The 25,937-nt window shown below is 46.8% G+C and carries 25 protein-coding genes and 1 pseudogene; 19 read left to right on the forward strand and 7 right to left on the reverse strand.

From position 1 onward, the window contains the following. Nucleotides 1-22 precede the first annotated feature (22 nt). Together cls (Y79_RS0110340) and Y79_RS0110345 are read left to right on the forward strand one after the other, a co-directional pair. Nucleotides 23-1,525: a cardiolipin synthase gene (gene cls / locus Y79_RS0110340; protein WP_016937608.1), complete on the forward strand. Its 1,503-nt coding sequence runs from the start codon at nucleotides 23-25 to the stop codon at nucleotides 1,523-1,525. Nucleotides 1,526-1,605: 80 nt separating this feature from the next. Then, nucleotides 1,606-3,330 carry an ABC transporter ATP-binding protein gene (locus tag Y79_RS0110345; protein ID WP_016937609.1) on the forward strand — a complete coding sequence of 575 codons (1,725 nt, stop codon included), beginning with the start codon at nucleotides 1,606-1,608 and terminating at the stop codon, nucleotides 3,328-3,330. 68 nt (nucleotides 3,331-3,398) lie between these two features. On the opposite strand, the gene Y79_RS0110350 is transcribed toward Y79_RS0110345, so the two are convergent. The 3 genes from Y79_RS0110350 to cls (Y79_RS0110360) all read right to left on the reverse strand — a co-directional run bounded on the left by Y79_RS0110350 (nucleotide 3,399) and on the right by cls (Y79_RS0110360) (nucleotide 5,914). Next, nucleotides 3,399-3,671 (reverse strand): hypothetical protein, encoded by a 273-nt coding sequence (locus Y79_RS0110350; protein WP_016937610.1) that lies wholly within the window; start codon nucleotides 3,669-3,671, stop codon nucleotides 3,399-3,401. 68 nt (nucleotides 3,672-3,739) lie between these two features. After that, nucleotides 3,740-4,702 (reverse strand): UV DNA damage repair endonuclease UvsE, encoded by a 963-nt coding sequence (uvsE, locus tag Y79_RS0110355; RefSeq protein WP_016937611.1) that lies wholly within the window; start codon nucleotides 4,700-4,702, stop codon nucleotides 3,740-3,742. Between the two features lie 12 nt (nucleotides 4,703-4,714). Continuing rightward, the gene (gene cls, locus Y79_RS0110360) at nucleotides 4,715-5,914 is read right to left on the reverse strand and encodes a cardiolipin synthase (RefSeq protein WP_016937612.1); all 1,200 of its coding nucleotides are present in this window, start codon (nucleotides 5,912-5,914) and stop codon (nucleotides 4,715-4,717) included. A gap of 138 nt (nucleotides 5,915-6,052) precedes the next feature. On the opposite strand from cls (Y79_RS0110360), the gene Y79_RS0110365 reads away from it, so the two are divergent. The 3 genes from Y79_RS0110365 (at nucleotide 6,053) to pyrG (ending at nucleotide 10,767) form a co-directional block, all read left to right on the forward strand. Then, nucleotides 6,053-8,161 (forward strand): (Fe-S)-binding protein, encoded by a 2,109-nt coding sequence (locus tag Y79_RS0110365; protein WP_016937613.1) that lies wholly within the window; start codon nucleotides 6,053-6,055, stop codon nucleotides 8,159-8,161. Nucleotides 8,162-8,388: 227 nt separating this feature from the next. After that, complete coding sequence (rpoE, locus tag Y79_RS0110370; RefSeq protein ID WP_016937614.1) at nucleotides 8,389-8,919, forward strand: DNA-directed RNA polymerase subunit delta; 531 nt, start codon at nucleotides 8,389-8,391, stop codon at nucleotides 8,917-8,919. Between the two features lie 240 nt (nucleotides 8,920-9,159). After that, nucleotides 9,160-10,767: a glutamine hydrolyzing CTP synthase gene (pyrG, locus tag Y79_RS0110375; RefSeq protein ID WP_016937615.1), complete on the forward strand. Its 1,608-nt coding sequence runs from the start codon at nucleotides 9,160-9,162 to the stop codon at nucleotides 10,765-10,767. A 47-nt stretch (nucleotides 10,768-10,814) separates the two neighbouring features. Here the strand turns inward: pyrG and Y79_RS0110380 are convergent, their stop codons facing one another. Continuing rightward, nucleotides 10,815-11,336, reverse strand: coding sequence for a DUF2529 domain-containing protein (locus tag Y79_RS0110380; RefSeq protein ID WP_016937616.1), 522 nt, complete (start codon nucleotides 11,334-11,336; stop codon nucleotides 10,815-10,817). A gap of 164 nt (nucleotides 11,337-11,500) precedes the next feature. On the opposite strand from Y79_RS0110380, the gene spo0F reads away from it, so the two are divergent. The 11 genes and pseudogenes from spo0F to Y79_RS0110430 all read left to right on the forward strand — a co-directional run bounded on the left by spo0F (nucleotide 11,501) and on the right by Y79_RS0110430 (nucleotide 21,954). After that, the gene (gene spo0F, locus Y79_RS0110385) at nucleotides 11,501-11,875 is read left to right on the forward strand and encodes a sporulation initiation phosphotransferase Spo0F (protein ID WP_095241197.1); all 375 of its coding nucleotides are present in this window, start codon (nucleotides 11,501-11,503) and stop codon (nucleotides 11,873-11,875) included. A gap of 176 nt (nucleotides 11,876-12,051) precedes the next feature. Beyond that, the gene (locus Y79_RS0110390; protein WP_016937618.1) at nucleotides 12,052-12,909 is read left to right on the forward strand and encodes a class II fructose-bisphosphate aldolase; all 858 of its coding nucleotides are present in this window, start codon (nucleotides 12,052-12,054) and stop codon (nucleotides 12,907-12,909) included. Nucleotides 12,910-13,027: 118 nt separating this feature from the next. Further along, nucleotides 13,028-13,666 (forward strand): fructose-6-phosphate aldolase, encoded by a 639-nt coding sequence (gene fsa, locus Y79_RS0110395; RefSeq protein ID WP_016937619.1) that lies wholly within the window; start codon nucleotides 13,028-13,030, stop codon nucleotides 13,664-13,666. Nucleotides 13,667-13,958: 292 nt separating this feature from the next. Further along, complete coding sequence (locus Y79_RS0110400) at nucleotides 13,959-15,248, forward strand: UDP-N-acetylglucosamine 1-carboxyvinyltransferase (RefSeq protein ID WP_016937620.1); 1,290 nt, start codon at nucleotides 13,959-13,961, stop codon at nucleotides 15,246-15,248. Nucleotides 15,249-15,281: 33 nt separating this feature from the next. After that, a complete protein-coding gene (gene glpX, locus Y79_RS0110405; RefSeq protein ID WP_016937621.1) occupies nucleotides 15,282-16,247 on the forward strand; it encodes a class II fructose-bisphosphatase in 966 nt (321 codons plus the stop codon). 201 nt (nucleotides 16,248-16,448) lie between these two features. Next, nucleotides 16,449-16,588 (forward strand): annotated as a pseudogene (locus Y79_RS1000000121730) (hypothetical protein); the annotation flags it as partial. A 66-nt stretch (nucleotides 16,589-16,654) separates the two neighbouring features. Then, nucleotides 16,655-17,941: a transcription termination factor Rho gene (gene rho, locus Y79_RS0110410; RefSeq protein WP_003151107.1), complete on the forward strand. Its 1,287-nt coding sequence runs from the start codon at nucleotides 16,655-16,657 to the stop codon at nucleotides 17,939-17,941. A gap of 122 nt (nucleotides 17,942-18,063) precedes the next feature. Beyond that, nucleotides 18,064-18,264, forward strand: a complete 201-nt coding sequence (gene rpmE / locus Y79_RS0110415) for a 50S ribosomal protein L31 (protein ID WP_003151132.1) — start codon at nucleotides 18,064-18,066, stop codon at nucleotides 18,262-18,264. A gap of 83 nt (nucleotides 18,265-18,347) precedes the next feature. Then, nucleotides 18,348-18,938: a thymidine kinase gene (locus Y79_RS0110420; RefSeq protein ID WP_016937623.1), complete on the forward strand. Its 591-nt coding sequence runs from the start codon at nucleotides 18,348-18,350 to the stop codon at nucleotides 18,936-18,938. A 276-nt stretch (nucleotides 18,939-19,214) separates the two neighbouring features. After that, a complete protein-coding gene (gene malS, locus Y79_RS0110425; RefSeq protein ID WP_016937624.1) occupies nucleotides 19,215-20,912 on the forward strand; it encodes an oxaloacetate-decarboxylating malate dehydrogenase in 1,698 nt (565 codons plus the stop codon). 85 nt (nucleotides 20,913-20,997) lie between these two features. Beyond that, nucleotides 20,998-21,954, forward strand: a complete 957-nt coding sequence (locus Y79_RS0110430; protein WP_016937625.1) for an AEC family transporter — start codon at nucleotides 20,998-21,000, stop codon at nucleotides 21,952-21,954. Nucleotides 21,955-21,987: 33 nt separating this feature from the next. Here the strand turns inward: Y79_RS0110430 and racA are convergent, their stop codons facing one another. Both racA and gloA2 read right to left on the reverse strand, forming a co-directional pair. Continuing rightward, nucleotides 21,988-22,551 (reverse strand): chromosome-anchoring protein RacA, encoded by a 564-nt coding sequence (racA, locus tag Y79_RS0110435; RefSeq protein WP_016937626.1) that lies wholly within the window; start codon nucleotides 22,549-22,551, stop codon nucleotides 21,988-21,990. Nucleotides 22,552-22,662: 111 nt separating this feature from the next. Beyond that, complete coding sequence (gene gloA2 / locus Y79_RS0110440; protein ID WP_016937627.1) at nucleotides 22,663-23,046, reverse strand: SMU1112c/YaeR family gloxylase I-like metalloprotein; 384 nt, start codon at nucleotides 23,044-23,046, stop codon at nucleotides 22,663-22,665. Nucleotides 23,047-23,157: 111 nt separating this feature from the next. Between gloA2 and prfA the strand changes: the two genes are divergently transcribed. From prfA to Y79_RS0110455, 3 genes are all read left to right on the forward strand, one after another. Continuing rightward, nucleotides 23,158-24,228, forward strand: a complete 1,071-nt coding sequence (gene prfA, locus Y79_RS0110445) for a peptide chain release factor 1 (protein ID WP_029575294.1) — start codon at nucleotides 23,158-23,160, stop codon at nucleotides 24,226-24,228. A 1-nt stretch (nucleotide 24,229) separates the two neighbouring features. After that, nucleotides 24,230-25,090: a peptide chain release factor N(5)-glutamine methyltransferase gene (gene prmC, locus Y79_RS0110450; RefSeq protein WP_016937629.1), complete on the forward strand. Its 861-nt coding sequence runs from the start codon at nucleotides 24,230-24,232 to the stop codon at nucleotides 25,088-25,090. Between the two features lie 70 nt (nucleotides 25,091-25,160). Next, a complete protein-coding gene (locus Y79_RS0110455; RefSeq protein WP_029575295.1) occupies nucleotides 25,161-25,439 on the forward strand; it encodes a DUF5316 family protein in 279 nt (92 codons plus the stop codon). Here the strand turns inward: Y79_RS0110455 and Y79_RS0110460 are convergent. Continuing rightward, nucleotides 25,426-25,800 carry a UPF0715 family protein gene (locus tag Y79_RS0110460; protein ID WP_016937631.1) on the reverse strand — a complete coding sequence of 125 codons (375 nt, stop codon included), beginning with the start codon at nucleotides 25,798-25,800 and terminating at the stop codon, nucleotides 25,426-25,428. The two genes, Y79_RS0110455 and Y79_RS0110460, sit on opposite strands and share 14 nt — an antisense overlap. Nucleotides 25,801-25,937 lie beyond the last annotated feature (137 nt).

Genomic DNA, 25,937 nt, shown 5'->3' on the forward strand with positions numbered 1-25,937 from the left:
GATCAGATGGGGGAGAGTCGGGATGCTGAAAAGGAGACTGGAATTTTGCTTTTTATATATGATGCTTATCGGAGCATATGTCATATGGTTTTTTCCGGTTTCCAGGCTTGAGTTTTACGGCGGATTGCTTTGCTATGCAAGCATTATTTTGTTCAGCATTTATTCGTTAATCCTAGAAAACCGCACCTCGCAGCACACGCTGTTATGGATTCACATTCTTGTCTTTTTTCCGATCGCCGGGTACTTATTTTACCTTTTTTCCGGCCAGCTTTATGAAAAAGGCAAGCTGTTCAGGTCGAAACGGACATATAACCGGGAAAAGCTGAGGACGATATTTGATATGGAGCAAACTCCCGACTTGTCCGGATTGAAAGGAAATCAAAAACGTTTCTTTCAGTATTCAATCAAAGCGGCCCATATGAATATCAATACAAAAAGCAGGCTGACGGTGCTCAAAAACGGGGATGAAACATTCCCTGAGCTGTTTGAGGCGCTTCGGGCGGCAACGTCATTTATACATATTGAGTATTACATGTTCAAATCAGACATGCTCGGGCACAAGATGATGGAGATTATGATGGAAAAAGCCCGTGAAGGTGTGGAAGTGCGGTTTTTGTTCGACGCGGCCGGCAGCTTGAAGCTGGCCGGAAAAGACATTAAAAAACTGAAACATGCGGGTGTGAATATCGTCCCGTTTCTGCCGCTGAAATACGGCTTTTTCAACCAGAAATTCAATTTCCGAAATCACCGTAAGATCGTGATCGTTGACGGGAAAACCGGTTTTGTCGGCGGTCTGAATGTCGGCAAGGAATATATCAGCAAAGACCGAAATGTCGGTTTTTGGCGTGACACCCATATGAAAGTCGAAGGAGAAATTGTTCAGACGCTCCACAGCATTTTTATGCTTGATTGGGAATACGTTTCGGATGAGGTGCTTATTGATCAGAAAGCATACAGCCGCCCGGTCCCTGCAGAAAGCGGCGGCATCTATCAAGTCGTTCCGACAGGCCCTGATATGAAGGAGCGGATGAGCGACCTGTATTATGCCATGATTGCGGCAGCCGAATCGTCTGTATGGATTGCGACGCCTTATTTCGTACCGAATGAGCCGATCCGCACAGCGTTAAAGGAGGCAGCTGCCAGAGGCGTCCAGGTGCGTGTTATGGTGCCGGAAACCAATGACGGGTTTTTAACCCAGTACGCGACGAGATCGTATTTCCCCGAGCTTCTTCGCGAAGGAATCGAAGTCTACTCCTATCAAAAAGGCTTTATGCATCAAAAGGTGCTCATCACTGACGGAAACCTCGCTTCTGTCGGGACGGCGAATATGGATATGAGAAGCTTTCAGCTGAACTTTGAGGTCAATGTCTTTTTTACAGATCAAAAGGCGATCAAAGATCTTGAAGCGCATTATCTGGAGGATATGAGAGAGTCTGAGAAAATCAGCCCCGTCCGTTTCTATAAGCGCACATTATGGGAAAGAACGAAGGAATCCTTCGCGCGGTTATTTTCCGGCGTTTTATAAAAAACGCTTTTAAAACTCCTTGTGTATAGTATAATTGAGAAATATTATCATTAGGAACGAGGCACAAGGAGGACGGAATCGTGCTGCGACAATTTTTTTCTTATTATAAACCGTACAAAAAGCTGTTTTTTCTCGACTTCTTTTCTGCCATTGCCGGCGGATTGATGGAGCTGAGTTTTCCTCTGATTGTCAATTACTTTATCGATACATTGCTCCCGGGCCGGGATTGGAGTCTGATTATTTTGACTTCCGCTGCTTTATTCGGGGTCTACGCCCTCAGCTCGGCACTTCAGTATGTTGTGACGTATTGGGGCCATATGCTCGGCATTAACATTGAAACCGATATGCGGAAAAAGCTTTTTGACCATCTGCAAAAGCTTTCCTTCAAATTTTACGATAACAATAAAACGGGCAGTTTAATGTCCAAGCTCACCAATGATTTGATGTATATCGGAGAAACCGCCCACCACGGGCCCGAAGATCTGTTTATCGCCATCATGACGATTTTGGGCGCGTTCGGCGTCATGCTGTTCATTAACTGGCAGCTCGCGCTGTTGACGTTTATCATCATGCCGGTCGTCATTTGGCTCGCTCTGTATTTCAATAAAAAAATGACCTCTGCATTTACAAAACTGAACAAAGACGTCGGGGATTTCAGCGCGAGGGTCGAAAACAATATCGGCGGCATCCGCCTTGTCCAGGCTTTCAGTAATGAAGCGTTTGAACAGCAGCGGTTTGACGTGAACAATCAGCGTTTCCGCAAAACAAAGCTGACGTCATATAAAATCATGGCGAAAAACGGCTCAATCAGTTACATGCTGACAAGATTCGTCACGCTGTTCGTCCTGTTGTGCGGCACATGGTTTGTCATCCGCGGATCATTATCCTACGGGGAATTCGTCGCTTTCGTGCTGTTGACAAACGTTCTCTTCCGTCCGATTGATAAAATCAACGCGATTATTGAGATGTACCCGCGAGGCATTGCCGGTTTTAAAAGCTTTATGGAAATTCTGGAAACGGAGCCTGACATCAAGGATGCCCCGAATGCGAAACATGTGTCGGGTTTAAAAGGGAATATCCGCTATGATCATGTGTCATTCGGCTATGAAGAAAACAATCCGGTGCTGTCCGGTATTAATTTGTCCATTCAAGCGGGGGAGACGGTTGCATTTGTCGGGCCTTCGGGAGCGGGGAAATCAACGCTGACAAGTCTGCTGCCGCGTTTTTATGAACCGTCTGAAGGCGCGATTTCCATAGACGGAATTGATATTAAAGACATGACGCTGTCATCTCTGCGCGGACAAATCGGCGTCGTCCAGCAGGATGTCTTTCTGTTTTCCGGCACATTGCGGGAAAATATTGCTTACGGACGGCTGGACGCTTCCGAGGAAGAAATCTGGCAGGCCGTCCGCCAGGCGCATTTAGAGGATTTGGTAAACGGGTATCCTGCCGGTTTAGACACGGTGATCGGCGAACGCGGAGTGAAGCTGTCAGGCGGACAGAAGCAGCGGCTTTCCATCGCCAGAATGTTTTTGAAAAACCCGCCGATCTTAATTTTGGATGAGGCTACATCGGCTCTCGATACAGAGACGGAAGCCGCCATTCAAAAGTCTCTGCAGGAACTTTCTGAAGGCCGCACGACACTTGTAATCGCCCATCGGCTGGCTACGGTTAAGGATGCGGACCGGATCGTCGTCGTCACGAAAGAAGGCATCGCCGAACAAGGGCACCACAAGGAACTTCTGGCATCCGGCGGCATGTACCAAAGACTCCATCAGGCGCAATTCGGCGAACTGATTCATTAATATAGAAAAAGGATAGACGAACGGGGGCCGAGGCGCCTCCTGTCTATCCTTTTTTATGTAGTCCGTATTTAATGGGCTTCTTTATGCGCAGGTTCGATGATATGTTTGAAACGGTCAATGAGCTGCACCGCTTTCTTTCCTTCCACTACAATTAAATATTCTTGTTCTTTATGCGCCATTCTGAACGTTTCCAGTTCGATGATGTCTTTGATTTTGCACATCGTTTTTTTAGAGTAGATATACAGCTCGTGGCCTCCCGTGTGGCAAAGCTGATAAAGCTGAAGCATATTTCGTAAAGTGAACTTCTTAGCGGCTATTTTCAAAGATGTTATATTTTTCATATGTTTTCTCCTCCGTCTGATGATCTGTTATTTCGGAAATTCCCCATATAAACCGGTGATAAACCTGGTTATGCTTTCCACCTCAGCACGCCTCCCGCCAGGCGTTTGACTCCGCGGATAGCGCTTAATTCTTCGACGAGCCGAAGCAGCGCCCGGTCTTTCTCTTTCGCTTCAATCATGAAGTCGATGTCCGTCTCCCATTGTCTGAACCGCTCCAGCACCGGCAGAATAAAATTCGCATCCACATAGTCCGCATGACTGCGCACGGCTGCTTCTGATTTTGGCGAGGAGAGGTGGACCTTCGGCTTTAAGCCGATCCGCTGCCATGTTTTCATCATCCGCGGGAGAATGTCATCTAAATCAGCGTCATCGGCCGGATTGGCGTAAAAATGATGATAATCAAACACAAACGGAATGCCCTCTTGTTCACATACACTGAGTGTTTCTTCAGATGTATACGTTTTATCATCGTTTTCCAAAGTCATCCCCTGTTTGATGATATCGGGGAGTTCTTTCAGATTCATGCTGAAACGGTCAAGCGCGCTTTGTTTGTCGCCATAAGCGCCTCCGATATGAATGTTAATGACGGAGCGGTCCGCGATGCCCATGGCGTCCAGCATGTCATAATGATAGGCCATATCCTTGACCGCATTAGCGGTAATCTCCCGTTTCGGGCTTGTGAAAAGGGTGAATTGGTTCGGGTGAAAGCTCGTTCTGAGATCATATTTTCTGACCAGCCCGCCGATCTCACGGAACTCCTGGCGAAACGGCGTGACAAAATCCCACAGTACATCCGGGTGCGTGGCGAGCGGCACAATCGAGCTTGAGAACCTGTACAAAGGGATGCCGTGTCCGACCGCATAGTGGAGGGTGCGCAGCGTATTGGTAAGATTTGCTTTCGTCACAGAAAGCAGGGCTTCTTTCCGCTCGCCGGGTGAAAGTTTTGTATAGCGCGCATATGTTAAGGTTTTGGCGGGGGATGCGTCCCAAAGGCACATGGCGTTTGAAACGAAACCGAATCTGAACAGCATATGGTTTCTCCTTTATAAAAAATAAGATATGGCTTTTCCCAGCCATTCTGCAGGAAGCTGTCTGACGGAGCGCTGTTTCACTTTTTCTAATGTGAGAAGCTCGGATTTTTCGATGTCCTGCTTTATGGTTGAGAGCACTTCTTCCGTAAAGGCCTCATCGTTAATGATGACATTCACTTCTTCATTCAAGAACAGGCTCCGTTTATCAAAGTTCGGCGTACCGATAATGCTGATGCGGTCGTCTATAATGAAGGCTTTGACGTGATAAAAGCCTTGATAATACCGGTAGATGAGACAGCCTGCTTTCAAAAGCTCGGGATAATAGGTAAACGCTGTTTCCCGAACGAGCGGATGGTCTGACTTCATCGGCACGATCAAAGTGACTTTGACGCCTTTTCGGCAGGCTGCAATAAGCGCTGCTTGAAGCCTTTTGCTCGGTACATAATAAGGCGTGCCGATTATGATTTTTTTCTCCGCCTTAAGGATGCAGTTTTCATAATGCGATTCAAGCGAAAAACCGTCCGACGCATATGTCCTATGAGAGATATTCCCTTCCGGCAACGGCGGATAAACCTCGGGTGACTCGGGTGTTTTTCCGGTGTTTCGTTTCAGGTCGCTTAAAAAAAGAGTCTGGAGATCCGCCGTGCCTTCGCCGGTCATCCGCAGATGATAATCCTCCCAGTTTCCGAACTTCGCTTTTTTGCCGAGATACTCTTCCGCGATGTTGAATCCGCCTACATAGCCGATTTTGCCGTCAATGACGGTTACTTTCCGGTGATTCCGTTTTTGCAGCCTGAAAAAAAGAAATGGAAATCCGGGTTTGTTCAGAAAATGAACGTGAACGCCGGCTTTTTTCATCGTTTGAATAGAAGGCTTTTTCACTTGGCGGCTGCCCGCCCAATCAAGCAGCAGATATACGGAGACGCCGGCCTGCGCCTTTTCTTTCAATAAATGAAACATATCAAGGCAGACTTGGTCGTTCTTCATAATAAAAAACATCATATGAATAGAAGAGACGGCTTGGCGGATATCGGCCGTCATTTGCTGCACCAGCTCGCCGCCGCAGTGAATGAGTCTGATATCACTCTTTTTCGGGTCAAAAACGGGCTCATACGCCTGTTTTTTGTACGCCGCCCGGCCGAGCAGCATATCAAACAGCATAAGTGCGATTAAAATGATAAAAATGATAAGCAACACAATAAAGACCTTCATACCGACGCTCCTTTCCGAAGTATCCGTAGTGTGCCCTGAGAATGCGAATTTAATTATTGACTGAACACTCATTCATTATTTATGATAAAGTAAAGATATGACAATGCAGAGGGGAATCAGAACAAAGGGGGAGACAAGATGAACGCTTTTCTCATGGTAAACGCGCTGCTGTTCTTAGCTGTAACCGCTTACGCCGTTTATTTATTCATTTACCTGATCAGAACGAGGATCGCTTATATTAAGCTCGGCCAAAGGGAAGAATTTGATAAACGCCTGAAAGAACGTCTGCAAATGATATGGGTGAATGTGTTCGGACAGAAAAAATTGCTGAAAGATAAAAAAAGCGGAATCATCCACGTTCTGTTTTTTTACGGATTTATACTCGTTCAGTTCGGCGCAATTGATTTTATTCTGAAAGGGCTGCTTCCCGACCGGCATTTGCCGTTCGGCCCGCTTTATCCGGCCTTTACCTTTTTTCAGGAAATCGTCACGTTTCTTATTTTAATCGCTGTGGTTTGGGCGTTTTACCGGCGCTACATTGAAAAACTCGTCAGACTGAAACGCGGGTTTAAAGCGGGGCTTGTCCTGCTGTTCATCGGCGGACTGATGGTGACGGTGCTTCTCGGGAACGCCATGAACCTTTTATGGCACGATCATTCTTTGTCCTGGACGGAGCCGATCGCTTCCTCCATTGCGTTTGTGCTCGGCGGTCTTTCAGCACCGGCCGCAGCCGCCGTGTTTTATGTTTCATGGTGGCTTCATCTGTTGTTTTTGCTCAGCTTTTTAGTGTACGTGCCGCAGTCAAAGCATGCACACTTAATTGCGGGTCCGGCGAATGTGTTCCTCAGCAGGCTGGATTCAAAAGGGAAACTGGAAAAAATTGATTTCACCGATGAAACGAAAGAAAGCTACGGTGTCGGAAAGATTGAAGACTTCCGCCGCTCCCAGCTTGTCGATCTTTATGCCTGCGTCGAATGCGGCCGCTGTACAAATATGTGTCCTGCTTCCGGTACGGGCAAAATGCTTTCACCGATGGATCTCATCTTAAAGCTGAGAGACCACCTGACGGAAAAGGGCGCTGCCGTGACATCAAAATCTCCGTGGGTGCCCGCGCCCGTTTTTCAGCATACGAAGGCGAATCAGCTCGCGGCGGCTTCCTCAGGGGGAGGGTCGCGTGAAGCGGCGGCAGCCATTGACTACAACCCGAGCTTAATCGGCGAGGTCATTACGGAAGAGGAAATCTGGGCGTGCACCACATGCCGCAACTGTGAAGATCAATGTCCGGTCATGAATGAACACGTTGATAAAATTATCGATCTGCGCCGCTATCTTGTGCTTACGGAAGGGAAGATGGACAGCGATGCGCAGCGGGCCATGACAAGCATTGAAAGACAGGGAAACCCGTGGGGCTTAAACCGGAAAGAGCGGGAAAACTGGCGGGAGCAGACGGATACAGAGATTCCGACAGTGAAAGAAATGAAAAAACAAGAGAAAGAGTTTGATTATTTGTTTTGGGTCGGTTCAATGGGTTCTTATGACAACAGAAGCCAAAAGATCGCCGTCTCATTTGCAAAACTGCTCAATGAAGCGGGCGTATCCTTTGCGATACTCGGCAATAAAGAAAAAAACTCAGGCGATACGCCGCGCCGTTTAGGCAACGAGTTTCTGTTCCAAGAGCTGGCGGAACACAACATCGGCGAATTTGAAAAACACGGGATCAAAAAAATCGTCACGATTGACCCGCACGCCTATAATATGTTCAAAAATGAATATCCGGATTTCGGATTCCAGGCTGAAGTCTATCATCATACTGAATTATTAGCCGAGCTGGTGTCGCAGGGGAAACTAAAACCGCTTCATCCGGTGAATGAAACGATCACCTTCCATGACTCATGCTATTTAGGCAGATACAATGAAGTGTATGAGCCGCCGAGAGCGATCTTAAAAGCCATCCCGGGCGTTCAATTGAAGGAAATGGAGCGCAGCCGCGAAAACGGAATGTGCTGCGGCGCCGGGGGAGGCCTCATGTGGATGGAAGAAGAAACGGGAGTGAGAATCAACACGGCCCGGACTGAGCAGGCGCTTTCTGTCAGCCCGACGGTCATCAGCTCCGGCTGCCCTTACTGCCTGACCATGCTCGGTGACGGTACAAAAGCGAAAGAAGCCGAAGACGCGATCGGCACTTATGATGTCAGTGAATTGCTCGCCATGTCTGTATTCGGTACGGAAAAACAAGAGTCTTCATAGAGAGAAGCAGGCCGCCCGCGCATATGCCGGCGGCTTTGTTTTCGCACATCGGCCGAATTATGAAGGGACGCCTCTAAAATTTCTTAAATTACACTGTTAAGGGTAGCATATTCTGTTTTAATTTGTTTATAATGAGAGGTATGGTTTATGAACAAAACAATACAAAATCGTTCTTATTATAGGATAGAAACAGATACATATAAGTAATAGAAAGGGAGTGTCCGACCTTGAGTATCAAACAATATTCTCAGGAACAGCTGAAGCAGATGGCTTTAGTTGAAATCGCTCACGAAATTTTCTCAGAACATAAAAAACCGGTTCCGTTCCAGGAGCTGCTGAATGAAATTACTTCCTTGCTCGGTGTTACGAAAGAGGAACTGGGTGACCGCATCGCCCAATTTTATACCGACCTCAACATTGACGGCCGCTTTATTGCTCTGTCAGATCAGACTTGGGGGCTTCGCAGCTGGTATCCGTACGATCAGCTGGACGAAGAAACACAGCCGACTGTAAAAGCGAAAAAGAAAAAAGCGAAAAAAGCCGTTGAGGAAGATCTTGATCTTGACGAATTCGAGGAAGTTGATGAAGATGACATCGATCTCGATGAATTGGAAGAAGATATTGATCTTGAAGCAGACAGCTTTGACGACGAAGATATCGACGATGAAGAAGATGACGACGATCTTGAGATCGAAGAGGATATGCTTGAAGAAGATGAGGAAGATGATGAGGATGAAGACGAGGATCAAAAACGCTGATTTCATAGCAGCAAAACGATCTTGACTTTCATTGTCGAACTATGTAGTATGTATTTTGGGCTCTTCAAAAAGAAGAGAATTCATAAGAGTGCTACGCTCCCTTTCAAGAAATTGAAAGGGAGCTTTCTTATTTTCATCTCCCAAATTCTTTTATACATCATTTGTTTTTAGTGAAATGATTTTCTATAAAACGGCACATTTTAAAGAATGTAGCGCAGACCGAAGAGAGGAGCAAACGAAATGACGAAATATATTTTTGTAACCGGGGGAGTTGTATCTTCACTCGGAAAAGGAATTGTGGCAGCATCACTGGGCCGCCTGTTGAAAAACAGAGGCATGAGCGTCACCATCCAAAAATTTGACCCTTATATCAACGTTGACCCGGGAACGATGAGCCCGTACCAGCACGGTGAGGTGTTCGTAACCGATGACGGCGCTGAGACTGACCTTGACTTAGGGCACTACGAGCGTTTCATTGACATTAATCTGAACAGATTCAGCAATGTGACGACCGGTAAAATCTACTCTGCTGTATTGAAGAAAGAACGCCGCGGGGACTACCTCGGTGGAACGGTTCAGGTCATTCCGCATATCACAAATGAACTGAAAGACCGCGTTTACCGCGCCGGCAAAGAAACAAATGCAGATGTAGTCATTACTGAGATCGGCGGAACCGTGGGAGATATCGAATCCCTTCCGTTCCTTGAAGCCATCCGTCAAATGAAAAGCGACATCGGCCATGAAAACGTAATGTACATTCACTGTACGCTTGTTCCGTACATCAAAGCGGCGGGCGAGCTGAAAACAAAACCGACGCAGCACAGCGTAAAAGAGCTGAGAAGCCTCGGCATTCAGCCTAATATCATCGTCGTGCGCACAGAAATGCCGATTTCTCAAGATATGAAAGATAAAATCGCGCTCTTCTGCGATATTGACACGAAAGCGGTTATTGAATGTGAAGATGCGGACAACCTTTACTCCATCCCGCTTAACCTTCAGGAGCAGGGACTCGATAAGCTTGTCTGCGATCATATGAAATTAGAGTGCAAAGATCCGGATATGACGGAATGGAAAGACCTTGTCACAAGAGTGAAAAACTTGTCTAAAACCATTACAATCAGTCTCGTCGGAAAATACGTCGAGCTTCAAGATGCTTACATTTCAGTCGTTGAATCACTGCGCCACGCGGGCTATGCGTTTGACGCTGATGTGAAGATCAAATGGATTAACGCCGAAGAAGTGACGGAAAGCAATATTCAAGAGCTGACTGACGGCACAGACGGAATCATCGTGCCCGGCGGTTTCGGAGACCGCGGTGTAGAAGGGAAAATCATCGCCGCCAAGTACGCGCGTGAAAATAAAATTCCGTTCTTCGGCATTTGCCTCGGTATGCAGATTGCATCCATTGAATATGCACGAAACGTATTAGGTCTGGAAGGGGCTCACTCTGCGGAGATCGATCCGTCCACTCCTTATCCGATCATTGACCTTCTTCCTGAACAAAAAGATGTCGAGGATCTCGGAGGAACGCTTCGTCTCGGTCTGTACCCTTGTAAGCTTCAGGAAGACACGAAAGCTTTCGAAGCATATGCGGATGAAGTGGTATACGAACGCCACCGCCACCGTTATGAATTCAACAATGAATACAGACAGCAAATGGAAGAGAACGGTTTTGTGTTCTCAGGTACAAGCCCTGACGGCCGCCTTGTGGAAATTATCGAGCTGAAAGACCATCCTTGGTATGTCGCTTGCCAATTCCACCCTGAGTTCAAATCAAGACCGACAAGACCTCAGCCTTTATTCAAAGACTTTATCGGCGCTTCCGTACAAGCTGCCGAACAGAAGTAATAAAAAAAGACTTGCCTCCGTTAAAAGCGGCAAGTCTTTTTTCTTCATCAGTCATATTCCTGCACCATTTCCTTTAATGTAAAGGACAGTGCGTGATAGACATACAGGCCTGTCATTAATGAAGGAAAGCCGTATCTTGTTCCGTCTTCATCGGGCAGAAGCGGCATTTTTAATTTGCTGTCAATATGAACATCACAAAATGCCTCAATCCCGGTTTGATCCTTGATGACGGGAGACACGCACACAAGGCCGATCCCTTTTTCATAAAGCTTTTTTGCCAGCGCCTGTTCTTCAGCCGTACCCGGGCCTGAACAGAACATCAGCACCCTGTCGCTTTCTGTAATCGAATCAGCTGTATCCGGAAACGCCTTGACCGAAGGCAGCGGTTCAGAACCGAGTTCCGCCTCGCACAAAATGCCCTGCATCTCATTTGCGCCGTATAAATAGATGGAATGGCCGCTGACGGCAGCCTGAGCCAGCAGCCGCGCGCCGTCTTCTATTGCTTCAGATTCCTTATCCTGAATGCGGGAAAAAATGCCTGCAAGCTGCGTCGTAAAGATCTTTAACATGAGTGAAACCTCCTTTACACTTACAAGAACAGTATACAACAAAAGAGAAAATGCTCAGAAAATGTCGGAAAGTAGACTATTATAATTAAAGGAAATGTGAAAATCAAACAGAATACATTAACAACTGCTTCCTTTTGACGAAAATGATAATATTGGGGTGTAAAATGATGAATGAAAAGATTTTAATCGTAGATGACCAATACGGTATACGTATATTGCTCAATGAAGTGTTTCATAAAGAAGGGTACCAGACGTTTCAGGCCGCCAACGGCATACAGGCGCTGGACATCGTAACGAAAGAACGGCCGGATCTTGTGCTTTTAGATATGAAAATCCCCGGCATGGACGGAATCGAAATTCTCAAACGCATGAAAATGATCGACGGCTCCATCCGCGTCATTATTATGACCGCTTACGGAGAACTCGATATGATTAAGGAATCAAAAGAGCTCGGAGCGCTGACTCATTTTGCAAAACCTTTCGACATTGACGAGATCAGAGACGCGGTGAAAAAGTATTTACCTCTAAAATCGAATTAATAAAATTAGAAACAATTATGTCATTGTGTTGCCGATTTGTCGAAAAGTTGGTATCCTAGAGATGGAGAAAAAGCGATCTGTTGTTTTACATATGACAGGTTTTTATGGTCATGCTATAGGGTGGAAAGCTTTTTTCGAGAAGAAGCAAATCAGGCTACATAAGGAGGACTTTCGACATGCCTTTAGTTTCAATGACGGAAATGTTGAATACAGCTAAAGAAAAAGGATATGCTGTTGGACAATTTAACCTAAATAACCTTGAGTTCACTCAAGCTATTTTACAAGCAGCAGAAGAGGAAAAATCCCCGGTTATTCTAGGTGTTTCAGAAGGCGCGGGACGCTACATGGGCGGCTTCAAAACAGTCGTTGCCATGGTTAAAGCTCTTATGGAAGAATACAAAGTGACAGTACCTGTTGCCATTCACTTAGACCACGGTTCAAGCTTTGAATCTTGTGCGAAAGCGATTCATGCAGGCTTCACTTCTGTAATGATCGACGCATCTCACCATCCGTTTGAGGAAAACGTAGCAACTACATCTAAAGTGGTTGAGCTTGCTCATTTCCACGGCGTTTCAGTTGAAGCTGAGCTCGGAACTGTCGGCGGACAGGAAGATGACGTTATCGCTGAAGGCGTAATCTATGCTGACCCTAAAGAGTGTCAAGAACTTGTAGAGCGCACTGGCATCGACTGCCTTGCACCTGCATTAGGTTCTGTTCACGGCCCTTACAAAGGCGAACCGAACCTCGGTTTCAAAGAAATGGAAGACATCGGCAAATCAACCGGCCTTCCGTTAGTACTTCACGGCGGTACAGGAATTCCGACTGCCGACATTAAAAAATCAATCTCACTTGGTACGGCTAAAATCAACGTAAACACTGAAAACCAAATTTCTTCTGCAAAAGCTGTCCGCGAAACATTGGCAGCTAAGCCGGACGAATACGATCCTCGTAAATATCTTGGACCTGCTCGTGAAGCGATCAAAGAAACGGTTATCGGTAAAATGCGTGAGTTCGGTTCTTCAAACCAAGCTTAATCCGGTGTAACATCCATAAACCGCCTGACAGCATTGCCAGGCGGTTTTATGTCTTACCTTTAGAAAGCGCAATCATGTTTTACAGTTCTGAAAACTTATTACTGGGGAGGCTTTCCTTATGTTATTTTTCATTGATACAGCAAACATTGACGAGATTAAAGAAGCTTACGAACTTGGCGTTCTTGCCGGAGTGACGACAAACCCTAGTTTAGTAGCAAAAGAAGCTGACGTGACTTTCCATGACAGACTTCGTGAAATTACGGAAGTCGTGAGCGGATCAGTAAGCGCAGAAGTCATTTCCCTGAATGCTGAAGAAATGATTGAAGAAGGTAAAGAACTTGCGAAAATCGCGCCGAATATCACGGTGAAAATCCCGATGACGTCTGAAGGGTTAAAAGCCGTAAAAGCGCTGAGCGACCTGAACATAAAAACAAACGTAACGCTCATCTTCAGCGCCAACCAGGCGCTTTTAGCCGCAAGAGCCGGAGCGACTTATGTATCTCCGTTCTTAGGCCGCCTGGATGATATCGGCCATAACGGCCTTGACCTGATTTCAGAAGTAAGACAGATTTTTGACCTTCATGACATTGATACACAAATCATCGCAGCTTCCATCCGTCATGCGCAGCACGTGACTGAAGCGGCTTTGCGCGGTGCACATATCGGTACGATGCCGCTGAAAGTCATTCACCAGCTGACAAAACATCCGTTAACGGATAAAGGCATTGAGCAATTTTTGGCAGACTGGAATAAATAAGGGTGTAATGGGCGGCAAACCGGTTGCATCCGTTTGCCGCACCCTATTTCCTGTTTGACGGCGGGCCTTCATATCAAAGTTCCCCGGAATGTGAACCCGGCGGGTCTCTGTGCATCCTGTGTAAAAAATGCCCCGTAAAGCTTCGCTATTTTCTTCCTGTTATTTTATAATGTCCTTGTATTCTTTCTCTTCGAATTGGCTACATTTTGGACAAGAGCTTTATTTGCAGAGACAGAATAAAATGCCATTTTATTTATGCTCCGCAGCTATCTTCTTATGGAAGGAGACTATCATGGAAAAGTTGAATATTGCCGGCGGCGATCCGTTAAACGGAACCGTACATATCAGCGGTGCGAAAAACAGCGCCGTCGCATTGATACCCGCAACCATTCTGGCAAATTCCGAAGTAACGATCGAAGGGCTTCCGGAGATCTCAGATATTGAAACGCTGCGTGACCTGCTGAAAGAAATCGGCGGAAACGTCCATTTTGAAAAAGGAGAAATGGTCGTGGACCCTTCACCGATGATCAGCATGCCGCTTCCCAACGGCAAAGTGAAAAAACTCCGTGCTTCTTATTATTTAATGGGCGCGATGCTCGGCCGCTTCAAACAGGCGGTCATCGGACTGCCGGGCGGGTGCCATCTCGGGCCTCGGCCGATTGACCAGCATATAAAAGGGTTTGAGGCGCTTGGGGCTGAAGTCACCAATGAACAAGGCGCGATTTATCTGCGCGCCGAAAGGCTGAGAGGCGCACGGATTTATTTAGATGTCGTCAGCGTCGGGGCGACGATCAATATCATGCTTGCCGCTGTGCTCGCTGAAGGAAAAACCGTGATAGAAAACGCCGCCAAGGAACCTGAGATTATTGATGTTGCCACACTGCTCACCAGCATGGGCGCAAAGATAAAAGGCGCGGGAACCAATGTGATCAGAATCGACGGCGTGAAAGAGCTGCACGGGTGCAGACATACCATCATACCGGACAGAATTGAGGCGGGCACCTTTATGATCGCCGGCGCGGCGATGGGGAAAGAAGTCATTATTGATAATGTCATACCGACCCACCTGGAGTCTTTGACGGCGAAGCTCAGGGAAATGGGTTTTCACATCGAGACGAGTGACGACCAGCTTCTTATGCTCGGCGGGCAGAAGCAGATAAAACCGGTCGACGTAAAAACGCTTGTTTACCCGGGATTCCCGACTGACCTTCAGCAGCCGATGACCTCTCTGTTAACGAGAGCGGGCGGCACGAGTGTCGTGACTGACACCATCTACTCGGCCAGATTTAAGCATATTGATGAGCTGAGACGGATGGGGGCCAACATGAAAGTGGAAGGCAGGTCGGCGATTATCACCGGTCCGGCCGAGCTGCAGGGCGCAAAAGTAAAGGCGAGCGATCTGCGTGCAGGCGCTTGTCTGGTCGTAGCAGGGCTGATGGCCGACGGCGTAACGGAAATTACCGGTCTTGAGCATTTGGACCGCGGCTACAGCAATCTTGAGAAAAAACTCGAAGGTCTGGGCGCCACAATCTGGCGGCAGAGGCTGACGGACGAAGAGATAGAACAGCTCCAAAATTCATAGAAATGCGGACTTTTGAGAGGAGATCGTGTTGAAATGGAAAGAAGCTTATCAATGGAATTGGTTCGGGTTACTGAAGCGGCGGCTTTAGCATCTGCCAGATGGATGGGCCGCGGGAAAAAGGATGAAGCCGATGATGCGGCGACAAGCGCCATGCGTGACGTGTTTGACACGGTGCCGATGAAAGGAACGGTCGTTATCGGGGAAGGCGAGATGGACGAAGCGCCGATGCTTTACATCGGCGAAAAGCTCGGAAACGGATACGGCCCCCGCGTCGATGTCGCCGTCGATCCTCTTGAAGGCACTAACATCGTAGCCAGCGGCGGCTGGAATGCGCTGACGGTGATCGCGGTCGCTGACCATGGAACACTGCTGAACGCTCCTGATATGTATATGGAAAAAATTGCGGTTGGACCTGAAGCGGTAGGCTGCATCGATATCGAAGCTCCTGTCATTGATAACTTAAAAGCTGTTGCGAAAGCGAAAAATAAAGACATTGAAGATGTCGTGGCAACCATTTTATATCGCGACAGACATGAAAGAATCATCTCTGAATTGCGTGAGGCCGGCGCCAGAATCAAACTGATCAACGACGGTGATGTCGCGGGCGCCATCAATACGGCCTTTGACCATACGGGCGTAGACATTCTCTTCGGCTCAGGAGGGGCACCTGAAGGCGTGCTGTCTGCCGTTGCGTTAAAAGCGCTCGGCGGTGAAATCATCGGCAGGCTTCTGCCGCAAAGTGCGGAAGAGCAAGCCCGCTGTGAGCGGATGGGCCTCGATGTCTCCAAAGTGCTCCGGATGGAGGACCTTGTGAGGGGGGACGACGCCATTTTTGCGGCAACGGGCGTAACGGACGGAGAGCTTTTGAAAGGCGTTCAGTTCAAAGGCACAGTCGGCACGACCGAAAGTCTGGTTATCCGGGCGAAATCAGGAACGGTCCGATTCGTTGACGGAAGACACAGCCTGAAGAAAAAACCAAATCTTGTGATCCGGCCATAAATAGAGAAAAGCGGGACTTTCCGTCCCGCTTTTCTTTTGCAAAAAAGAGTCAACCCTATCATTTATATGTCAAAGCATTATTTAAGTTGAATAATTTTTTAAAATGAGGTAAAAATAAAGAGTGCTGCGATTTTTCTGTGTCATTCCTTCTTTTGAGTACTGGGAAATTTTCAAATTCTACCGCATACAGACGATATAAATATTGATCTTCTCAAGTTTTTGTCCTCGCTTCCTTCAAAACTCATTAAGACAATCCTTTTTAAAAAAAGCGCCGATCATGGGTGGAAGTGTTACCGATAGAAGTTCCTGAATGTTTTATAAAAGAATGTGCTTTGGCGGAATCATGCAAAGCAGCCGATTTGAATGAAAACAGCAATACATTGACTATGAAAAGCGTGGTGTTTTTTATGAAAGACGTATCTATTTCCTCTTTGGAAAATATGAAATTAAAAGAACTGTACGAACTGGCAAGACATTATAAAATCTCCTATTACAGCAAACTGACCAAAAAAGAATTAATCTTTGCCATACTGAAAGCCAACGCCGAGCAGGAGGATCTTCTGTTTATGGAAGGTGTGCTCGAAATCATCCAATCGGAAGGGTTCGGCTTCCTCAGACCGATTAATTACTCGCCAAGCTCAGAAGACATCTACATTTCTGCTTCCCAGATCCGCCGCTTTGATTTAAGAAACGGTGACAAAGTTTCCGGCAAGGTGCGCCCGCCGAAAGAGAACGAACGCTATTACGGACTTTTGCACGTTGAAGCGGTAAATGGCGATGATCCGGAATCCGCGAAGGAGCGCGTTCATTTTCCTGCGCTGACTCCGCTTTATCCCGACCGCCAAATGGTGCTTGAGACGAAACCGAATTATCTCTCTACACGAATTCTCGATATGATGGCTCCTGTCGGTTTCGGCCAGCGCGGTCTGATCGTGGCGCCGCCGAAAGCCGGTAAAACCATGCTGTTAAAAGAAATCGCTAACAGCATTACGACAAATCAGCCTGACGCTGAATTGATCGTGCTCTTAATTGATGAAAGACCGGAAGAAGTAACGGATATCGAACGTTCCGTAGCGGGCGATGTCGTCAGCTCCACGTTTGATGAAGTGCCGGAAAATCACATCAAGGTAGCGGAGCTTGTGCTTGAACGGGCGATGCGTCTCGTTGAACACAAAAAAGACGTTATCATCCTGATGGACAGCATTACCCGCCTGGCACGCGCCTACAACCTCGTTATCCCGCCAAGCGGACGTACGCTTTCCGGCGGTATTGACCCGGCTGCATTCCATCGTCCGAAGCGCTTTTTCGGTGCCGCGAGAAACATTGAAGAGGGCGGCAGCCTGACCATTTTAGCGACGGCACTCGTAGACACGGGCTCCCGGATGGATGACGTCATCTATGAAGAATTTAAAGGAACGGGCAACATGGAGCTTCACCTTGACCGTTCTCTTGCGGAAAGACGGATTTTCCCGGCGATCGATATCCGCCGCTCCGGTACACGGAAGGAAGAGCTGCTCGTGCCGAAAGAGCATCTTGACCGTTTATGGGCGATCCGCAAGTCGATGTCTGATTCTCCGGACTTCGCAGAGAAGTTTATGAGAAAAATGAAAAAAACGAAAACAAATCAGGAATTCTTCGATCTGATCAACCAAGAATGGAAGCAGGCGAACCTGTCATCATCAGCCCGCCGCTGATAAAAAATGTATTTGCAAATGCAGTAAATGACTGATATAATTCTCTCATATGCGTTCCGGATTCGCTCCGGAATAATAACTCTGTTTCCACATGGGATTCAGGGCGGAAGGAGATGGATACAATGAAAGCAGGAATTCATCCTAATTTCAAAAAAGCAACAGTTAAATGCGCTTGCGGAAATGAATTTGAAACAGGCTCAGTAAAAGAAGAGGTACGCGTTGAGATTTGCTCTGAATGCCACCCATTCTACACTGGACGTCAAAAATTCGCTTCTGCTGATGGTCGTGTTGATCGCTTTAACAAAAAATACGGTCTTAAGTAATAATAGATTTTACAGGCAGGCAAGAATTGCTTCTTGCCTGTTTTTTATGTCTATAAACAGGAAAAAAGGGGAGCGGATAGCCTATGTACATAATGAAGCAAAGCGGATGGCTTGAGCTGATATGCGGCAGCATGTTCTCTGGGAAATCAGAAGAGCTGATCCGCAGAGTGAAAAGAGCGACATATGCGAAGCAGGAGGTTAAGGTATTCAAACCTGCCATTGATAATCGCTACAGTGAGGAAGCCGTCGTTTCCCACAACGGCACATCCATGACAAGCCACGTCATCTCGTCTTCGGCTGAAATATGGGATCATATCAGTGAAAGCACGGACGTCATCGCGGTAGATGAAGTGCAGTTTTTCGGCGAATCGATCATTGACGACTTATCCCGGCTTGCCGATAAAGGCTATCGTGTCATCGCGGCCGGACTTGATATGGATTTCCGCGGAGAGCCGTTCGGCGTTGTGCCGAATCTGATGGCGGTTGCCGAATCGGTAACGAAGCTGCAGGCGGTATGCTCTGTCTGCGGGTCGCCGGCAAGCCGTACGCAGCGTTTAATTGACGGGAAGCCCGCTTCCTATGATGACCCGGTCATTTTAGTCGGCGCATCAGAGTCATACGAAGCGAGATGCAGGCATCATCACGAAGTGCCGAAAAAACAGACTGATAAATAACCCTTTTCATGAAAACATCGGTAAAACTTCCGGTGTTTTTTTGACGTTTTTTCAAATATTGTAGTTAAATAACTTAAAAAAGAGTATGAAAAAATTAAGTAATTTTCATCTCTTGAATTTTCATTTTTACAGGCATAAAATGACTAAGTAATGTAAATAGTTATGAGACATTGTTCGAATAATTGTCAAAAAAAGATATAGCAGATCGCGATCACATTAACCAAATTGGGTAATTACTTAACTTTGTTAACTATTTGAAGAAAGAAGGAGATTTTCTTGAATAATATTAAAGTAACGAAGGAAGGCAACTTAGAAACTACTTTAAGAGGAAAAGAAGTTCTATCTATCCCTACTTTAAATAAAGGCGTTGCGTTTTCAGCAGAGGAAAGAAAAAGCCTTGGATTAGACGGGCTGCTTCCTCCGACAATTCTGTCTCTTGATGAACAGGCTAAACGCGCATACGAGCAGTTTCAGGCTCAGCCGGACCGCCTTCGCCAAAACGTATATTTGAATGATTTGCAAAACCGTAACGAAGTTCTTTTCTTTAAATTGCTTCAAAACCATCTTCGCGAAATGCTGCCGGTTGTTTACACACCGACTGTAGGTGAAGCGATTCAAGAATACAGCCATGAGTACAGAAGACCTCAAGGGATTTACCTTTCTATCGACAATGTGGAAGGCATTGAAGAAGCATTTGAAAACCTTCATGCCACTGCCGGCGATATTGATCTGATCGTTGCGACAGACTCAGAAAGCATCCTCGGAATCGGTGACTGGGGTGTAGGCGGAATTAACATCGCCATCGGTAAATTAGCTGTATACACAGCCGCTGCCGGTATTGATCCAAGCCGTGTTATTCCTGTCGTTCTTGACGTCGGTACGAACAATGAAAAACTTCTGAACGATCCTTTATACATCGGTAACCGCCATGAACGTATCCAAGGCGAACGTTACGAAGCTTTCATTGACGCTTATGTAAAAGCTGCGCTTAAATATTTCCCTAAAGCTCTTCTTCACTGGGAAGACCTTGGAAACAAAAACGCGCGCAATATCATGAAGAAATACAATCATGAAATTCTTACTTTCAACGATGATATTCAAGGTACTGGTGCGATTACGCTTGCAGGTGTGCTTGCAGCTATGAAGAAAACAGGTGCTTCTATTAAAGATCAGCGTGTGGTTGTCTTCGGTGCGGGATCTGCCGGAATCGGAATCGCTGACCAAATCCGCGACACTATGGTGCTTGCCGGTCTTTCTGAAGAAGAAGCCAACAAAGCATTCTACACAATGGACTACAGAGGCCTGTTAGTTGAAGGTATGGAAAACATTCTTGATTTCCAAGAGCCGTACCTGCGCACAGCTGAAGAAATTAAAGATTGGAAACGCGATGAAAATGGACAAATTCCTTTCATTGAAGTGATCCGTCAAGCAAAACCGACGATCTTAATCGGTACTTCAGGCCAAAGCGGCGCATTCAGTGAAGAAATCGTAAAAGAAATGGCAAAACATGTTGAGCGTCCGGTCATCATGCCGATGTCTAACCCGACACCGCTTGCTGAAGCCGTTCCTAGCGATCTTTTCAAATGGACTGACGGTAAAGTTCTTGTGGCAACAGGAAGCCCGTTTGACAATGTTGAGTACAATGGCGTTTCTCATGAAATCGGACAATCTAACAACGCATTCGCGTTCCCTGGACTTGGCCTCGGTTCAATCGTTGTAGAAGCGAAAGTGATTACTCCTGCAATGTTTGCGGCAACTGCTGACGCAATCGCAGAAAGCGTTGATTTTGAAACACCGGGTGCAGGTCTTCTGCCGAGCATGAGCGACTTACAAGAAGTTTCAATTAAAGTTGCGATCGCCGTAGCAGAAACTGCAATTAAAGAAGGCGTGGCAAACCGCATTCCTGAAAATGTAGAACAAGCCGTTCTTGATGCAATGTGGAAACCGCAATACAAACAAGTTGTAGCTAAATAATTTTACGATTAATTTTACAGTCCGAGGGAAAGCTTTTATATAAAGGCTAAAGTATACGGACATTAAGGATTTGGAGGAGAATATTTTGAGCTTCTTAGATATTTTAATCCTCCTGGCACCGATCTTTTTCGTGATCGTGCTGGGTTGGTTCGCAGGTCGCTTCGGAAGTTATGACGCGAAGTCAGCAAAAGGGGTAAGTACCTTAGTTACGAAGTACGCGCTTCCGGCGCATTTTATCGCCAGTATTTTAACCACTTCAAGAAGTGCGTTTTTAACACAGGTTCCTTTAATGATCGCTTTGATCATCGGGATCGTCGGATTCTATATCGTCATTCTGCTGGTTTGTAAATTCATCTTTAAGTATGATTTAACGAACTCATCTGTATTTTCTTTAAACTCAGCACAGCCGACATTTGCATTTATGGGTATTCCTGTACTCGGAAGCTTATTCGGCGCAAACGAAGTAGCGATTCCTATTGCCGTAACGGGTATCGTGGTTAACGCTATGCTTGATCCGATTGCGATCATTATCGCTACTGTCGGTGAGTCATCTAAGAAGCAAGACAGTGAAAATGAGAATTTCTGGAAAATGACTGGTAAGTCTATTCTTCACGGTCTTTCCGAACCGCTTGCGGCTGCACCGCTCATCAGTATCATCCTTGTGCTGTTCGGTGTAAGTCTTCCTGAGCTCGGCGATAAAATGCTTGAGCAGCTCGGAAGCACAACATCAGGTGTTGCGCTCTTCGCCGTCGGTGTAACTGTCGGTATCCGCAACATCAAGCTCAGTGTGCCGGCTTTCGGTATCGCTTTGTTAAAAGTTGCCGTTCAGCCTGCACTGATGTACTTGATCGCTCTTGCAGTCGGACTTCCGGCTGACCAGATCACAAAAGCGGTATTGCTTGTTGCATTCCCTGGATCTGCGGTAGCGGCGATGATTGCCACACGTTTCGAAAAACAAGAGGAAGAAACTGCGTCTGCGTTCGTGATCAGTGCGATTTTATCTCTAATCTCACTGCCGATCATCATTGCGCTGACTGCATAATGAAAAGCTCCCTGCTTCAGGGAGCTTTTTTAATTAGAATTGAAATTTAAAAGGCGAAAATCTCGTTTTTTTTCTGGGTTTCTTATGTTCTGAAGAAGCGGCTGTTTCTGAGAGGGGAGCTGTCTGGGCAAGTTCCTGGATGCGGGAGGCCAATGTCTGCAATTCGGCATTGAGGTCGTCGATTTCCCGTCTGTGCTGTAGAAGCTGATAAGACACACCTTCATCCGCCTTTTGTTTGAGCTGGCGTTCCAGCTCAGCTATTCTTGATAGCAGTTGGTTCCCGTCCTGTTTCTCTTTCGTGAGAATATCCAGTTTACGTTCCAGCTCTGCCAACCTTTGTTCGGCGCCGCCGCTGGTTTTCGGCCGCTGCAAAATAAAGCCCGTCCGTTTTTTCGGCTGCCGGGGCACTTGCACGTCCAGCAGAGCAGTGCCTTCAGAAATTTGCCGTTTGACCGATTTCAGTACATCAAGGTCCTCAGGCGTAAAGGAATAATGCCCGAGCTCATTTCGTTCAGCCGGAAGATTCAGCTGCTTGACCCACCTTTGCACCGTTTTTGCGGAGACACCGAGTTCTTTCGCGGCCATGTTTGTATTCATGATCACATACCTCCTTTTTAGCTAGGTATTCGACCATGAGGCGGCGTTCCCTTCATGTTAGACAAAACAAGAAGGAATTCGCCAAAGAAAGCAACATTTCTTCAAAAAACGTTACGCTTCATACAATTCCAGCGGAAGCTTGTCGGGATCGAAGAAAAAGGTAAAGCGTTTCCCCGTCAGCGGATCGGTTCTGACCGTTTCTGTGTCGATGCCCTTTTCCTTTAACTCCCTGACAGCCGCTTCAAGATCGTTTACAGTGAAGGCGAGGTGCCGGAGACCTGCTGCTTCAGGACGGGTCGGCCGCTCGGGCGGATCGGGAAAGGAAAACAATTCAATCACATATGTGCCGTCCAGCGCCAGATCGAGTTTATAAGACCCGCGCTCCTTTCGATAGGTTTCTTTTATAATGCCGAAACCGAGCGTTTCGGTGTAAAAAGCTTTCGACTTTTCATAATCAGAGCATATGATTGCTATATGGTGGATGGATTTCAGCATATCCGCTCCTCCTTTTTTGTTTCAGTATAGCAGAGGCCGATTGCTTTTGACTGGTGATAAGCCCTATACTATAATGAGAATGTTACGCACAGGAAAACAGAGGTGAAGACCGTGTTAGACCGTTTACAGTCAATTGAACAACGATACGAAAAATTAAATGAGCTTTTAAGTGATCCGGAAGTGGTCAACGATCCGAAAAAGCTTAGAGAATATTCGAAAGAGCAATCTGATATACAGGAAACTGTTGAAGTCTATAGACAATACAGAGACGCATCAGAACAGCTTGCCGATGCGAAAGCAATGCTTGAGGATAAGCTTGATGCCGATATGAGAGAAATGGTGAAGGAAGAAATCTCCGAGCTGCAGGGAGAGACCGAAACCTTATCAGAGCGTTTGAAAGTGCTCCTCATCCCGAAAGACCCGAACGATGACAAAAACGTAATCATGGAGATCCGCGGCGCAGCGGGCGGAGAAGAAGCCGCGCTGTTTGCGGGAAATCTCTACAGAATGTACTCCCGCTATGCCGAAATCCAAGGCTGGAAGACCGAAGTCATGGAAGCAAACGTGACCGGAACGGGCGGTTACAAGGAAATCATCTTTATGATTACGGGAAAAGGCGCGTACTCCAAGCTGAAGTATGAGAATGGGGCGCACCGCGTGCAGCGGGTGCCGGAAACGGAATCAGGCGGCCGCATTCATACGTCTACGGCGACGGTGGCGTGTCTTCCGGAAGCGGAAGAAGTAGAAGTGGACATCCATGAAAAGGATATCCGCGTCGATACATTCGCATCAAGCGGACCGGGCGGACAGAGCGTAAACACGACAATGTCGGCCGTACGCCTGACGCATTTGCCGACGGGTGTCGTCGTATCCTGTCAGGATGAAAAATCTCAGATTAAAAACAAAGAAAAAGCGATGAAGGTGCTCCGCGCCAGAATCTATGACAAATTCCAGCAGGAAGCCCAGGCTGAATATGATCAGACACGCAAATCAGCCGTCGGTTCAGGCGACCGTTCTGAACGTATCCGCACATACAATTTCCCGCAAAACCGTGTGACGGATCACCGCATCGGACTGACGATTCAAAAGCTGGACCAAATCCTTGAAGGGAAGCTTGATGAAGTGGTTGAAGCGTTAATCGTAGAAGACCAGTCAAGCAAGCTCCAGCAGGCGGAAAATTAAGATGAAGACCATTTTTGAAGCCCTAAGCTGGGCTTCTTCTTATTTAACCGAAGCGGGAAGAGAAAAAAACGCGGCCGAGCTGCTGCTGTTAAATGATACGGGAATGGATCGGAGCAAGCTTCTCGCAAGTCTGCAGGAGCCTGTCGGCGAGGATGAGCTATACCGTTTCAGACGGCATGTGGAAATGCATAAAGAAGGCATTCCGATTCAATATATTATCGGGAAAGAACAGTTTTACGGCAGGGAATTCTTTGTGAATGACGATGTTCTCATTCCGCGTCCGGAAACGGAAGAAGTCGTCTTTCATCTGCTGGACAGACAGAAGCGGGTGTTTTCTGAGGGAGAACGCCTGAATGTAATTGATATCGGAACGGGGAGCGGAGCCATTGCAGTGACGCTTGCGCTTGAATGCGGACATTTTTCAGTATCGGCTTCGGACATTTCAAAAGAAGCGCTTCAGGTGGCGGAAAGAAATGCGCAAAACCTCGGAGCGGACGTCCGCTTTTTGCAGGGAGATCTGTTGACTCCTTTTATTTCATCAGGAATAAAATCGGATATTATTGTGTCCAACCCGCCGTATATTTCTGAAGAAGAGATGGCGGAGTTATCCGATATCGTCCGTTTTCATGAGCCGCTTCATGCTCTTACGGACGGCGGAGACGGTTTAAAATTCTACAAGCGGTTTATGGAGGAGCTGCCTCTTGTCATGAAAGATAAAGCGCTTGTCGTCTTTGAAATCGGATATAATCAGGGAAAAGCCGTGAAAGACCTGTTCCGTCATTCCTTTCCGAATGCGGAAGTGGAAGTCATAAAGGACATCAATGGAAAAGACAGAACCGTATCCGCGGTCATCACATCATGAAAAAAGCCTGCCGGTGACGCACACGGCAGGCTTTTGTTACAATGGAAAGAAAATGAAAGGGGTATCCGCCTTGAAAAAAGCATTTGCTTTCGGATGTATACTGGCCGCCGCAGCTTATGCGGCGGGGTTTGTTCTGCCGTTTGGCTTTGACGGCATTTTCGGTGCCGTTACGGCCGTTCTTATCATCACAGCGATCATCGTTTCCGGGTTGGCCGTAAGCGGAGCAGAACAGCGGGCCAATTATCATTCTGAAACAAAAGAAGGCCGGCACGCCCGTTTAAAGATGGCAGCCGTTTTCTTTTGCGCCGCTCTGCCTTCAGCCGTCTGTCTGCTGATTACGCTTCTGTAGCCGGACTTTGTCTTTGCAGCAATACGGAATCCCACACCCAATAGACGGCGGCTGTTAAAACCGTAAAAATATAAAAGGCCGAATTAGAAAACAGAGATTGGCCTGACGGCTGCAACAGACCGAAGATGATCCCGTTTGCGACAAATGACGTTCCTAAATAATAAAGGAAATAAAGCGGATGGAATCTCTTCGGCTTTTTATTCAAAAAGTATTGAAGCGGCAGCGCAAAAATCAAATAGGGAAACAAAAAATAAAATGCCATCGAAATGAAAGCCGCGAAAATAAATTGATGAACATACAAAATAGAATAAATGACAGACATACATGCCGCCGACAGCAGCACGGTGTAATTATATTTCATCTAAAACCCTCCTATCAAAATAATATCGTACCATATTCTGAGTCTGTCAATGCAGATTATCAGCTTGCTAGATTTTTTTCTTCCCGCCGGTTTAAACCTTTTCGGTCATGTCCATAATGAGACTAGATAAAAAAGCA

Source organism: Bacillus siamensis KCTC 13613, from assembly GCF_000262045.1.
GTDB classification, from domain to species: Bacteria; Bacillota; Bacilli; order Bacillales; family Bacillaceae; genus Bacillus; species Bacillus siamensis.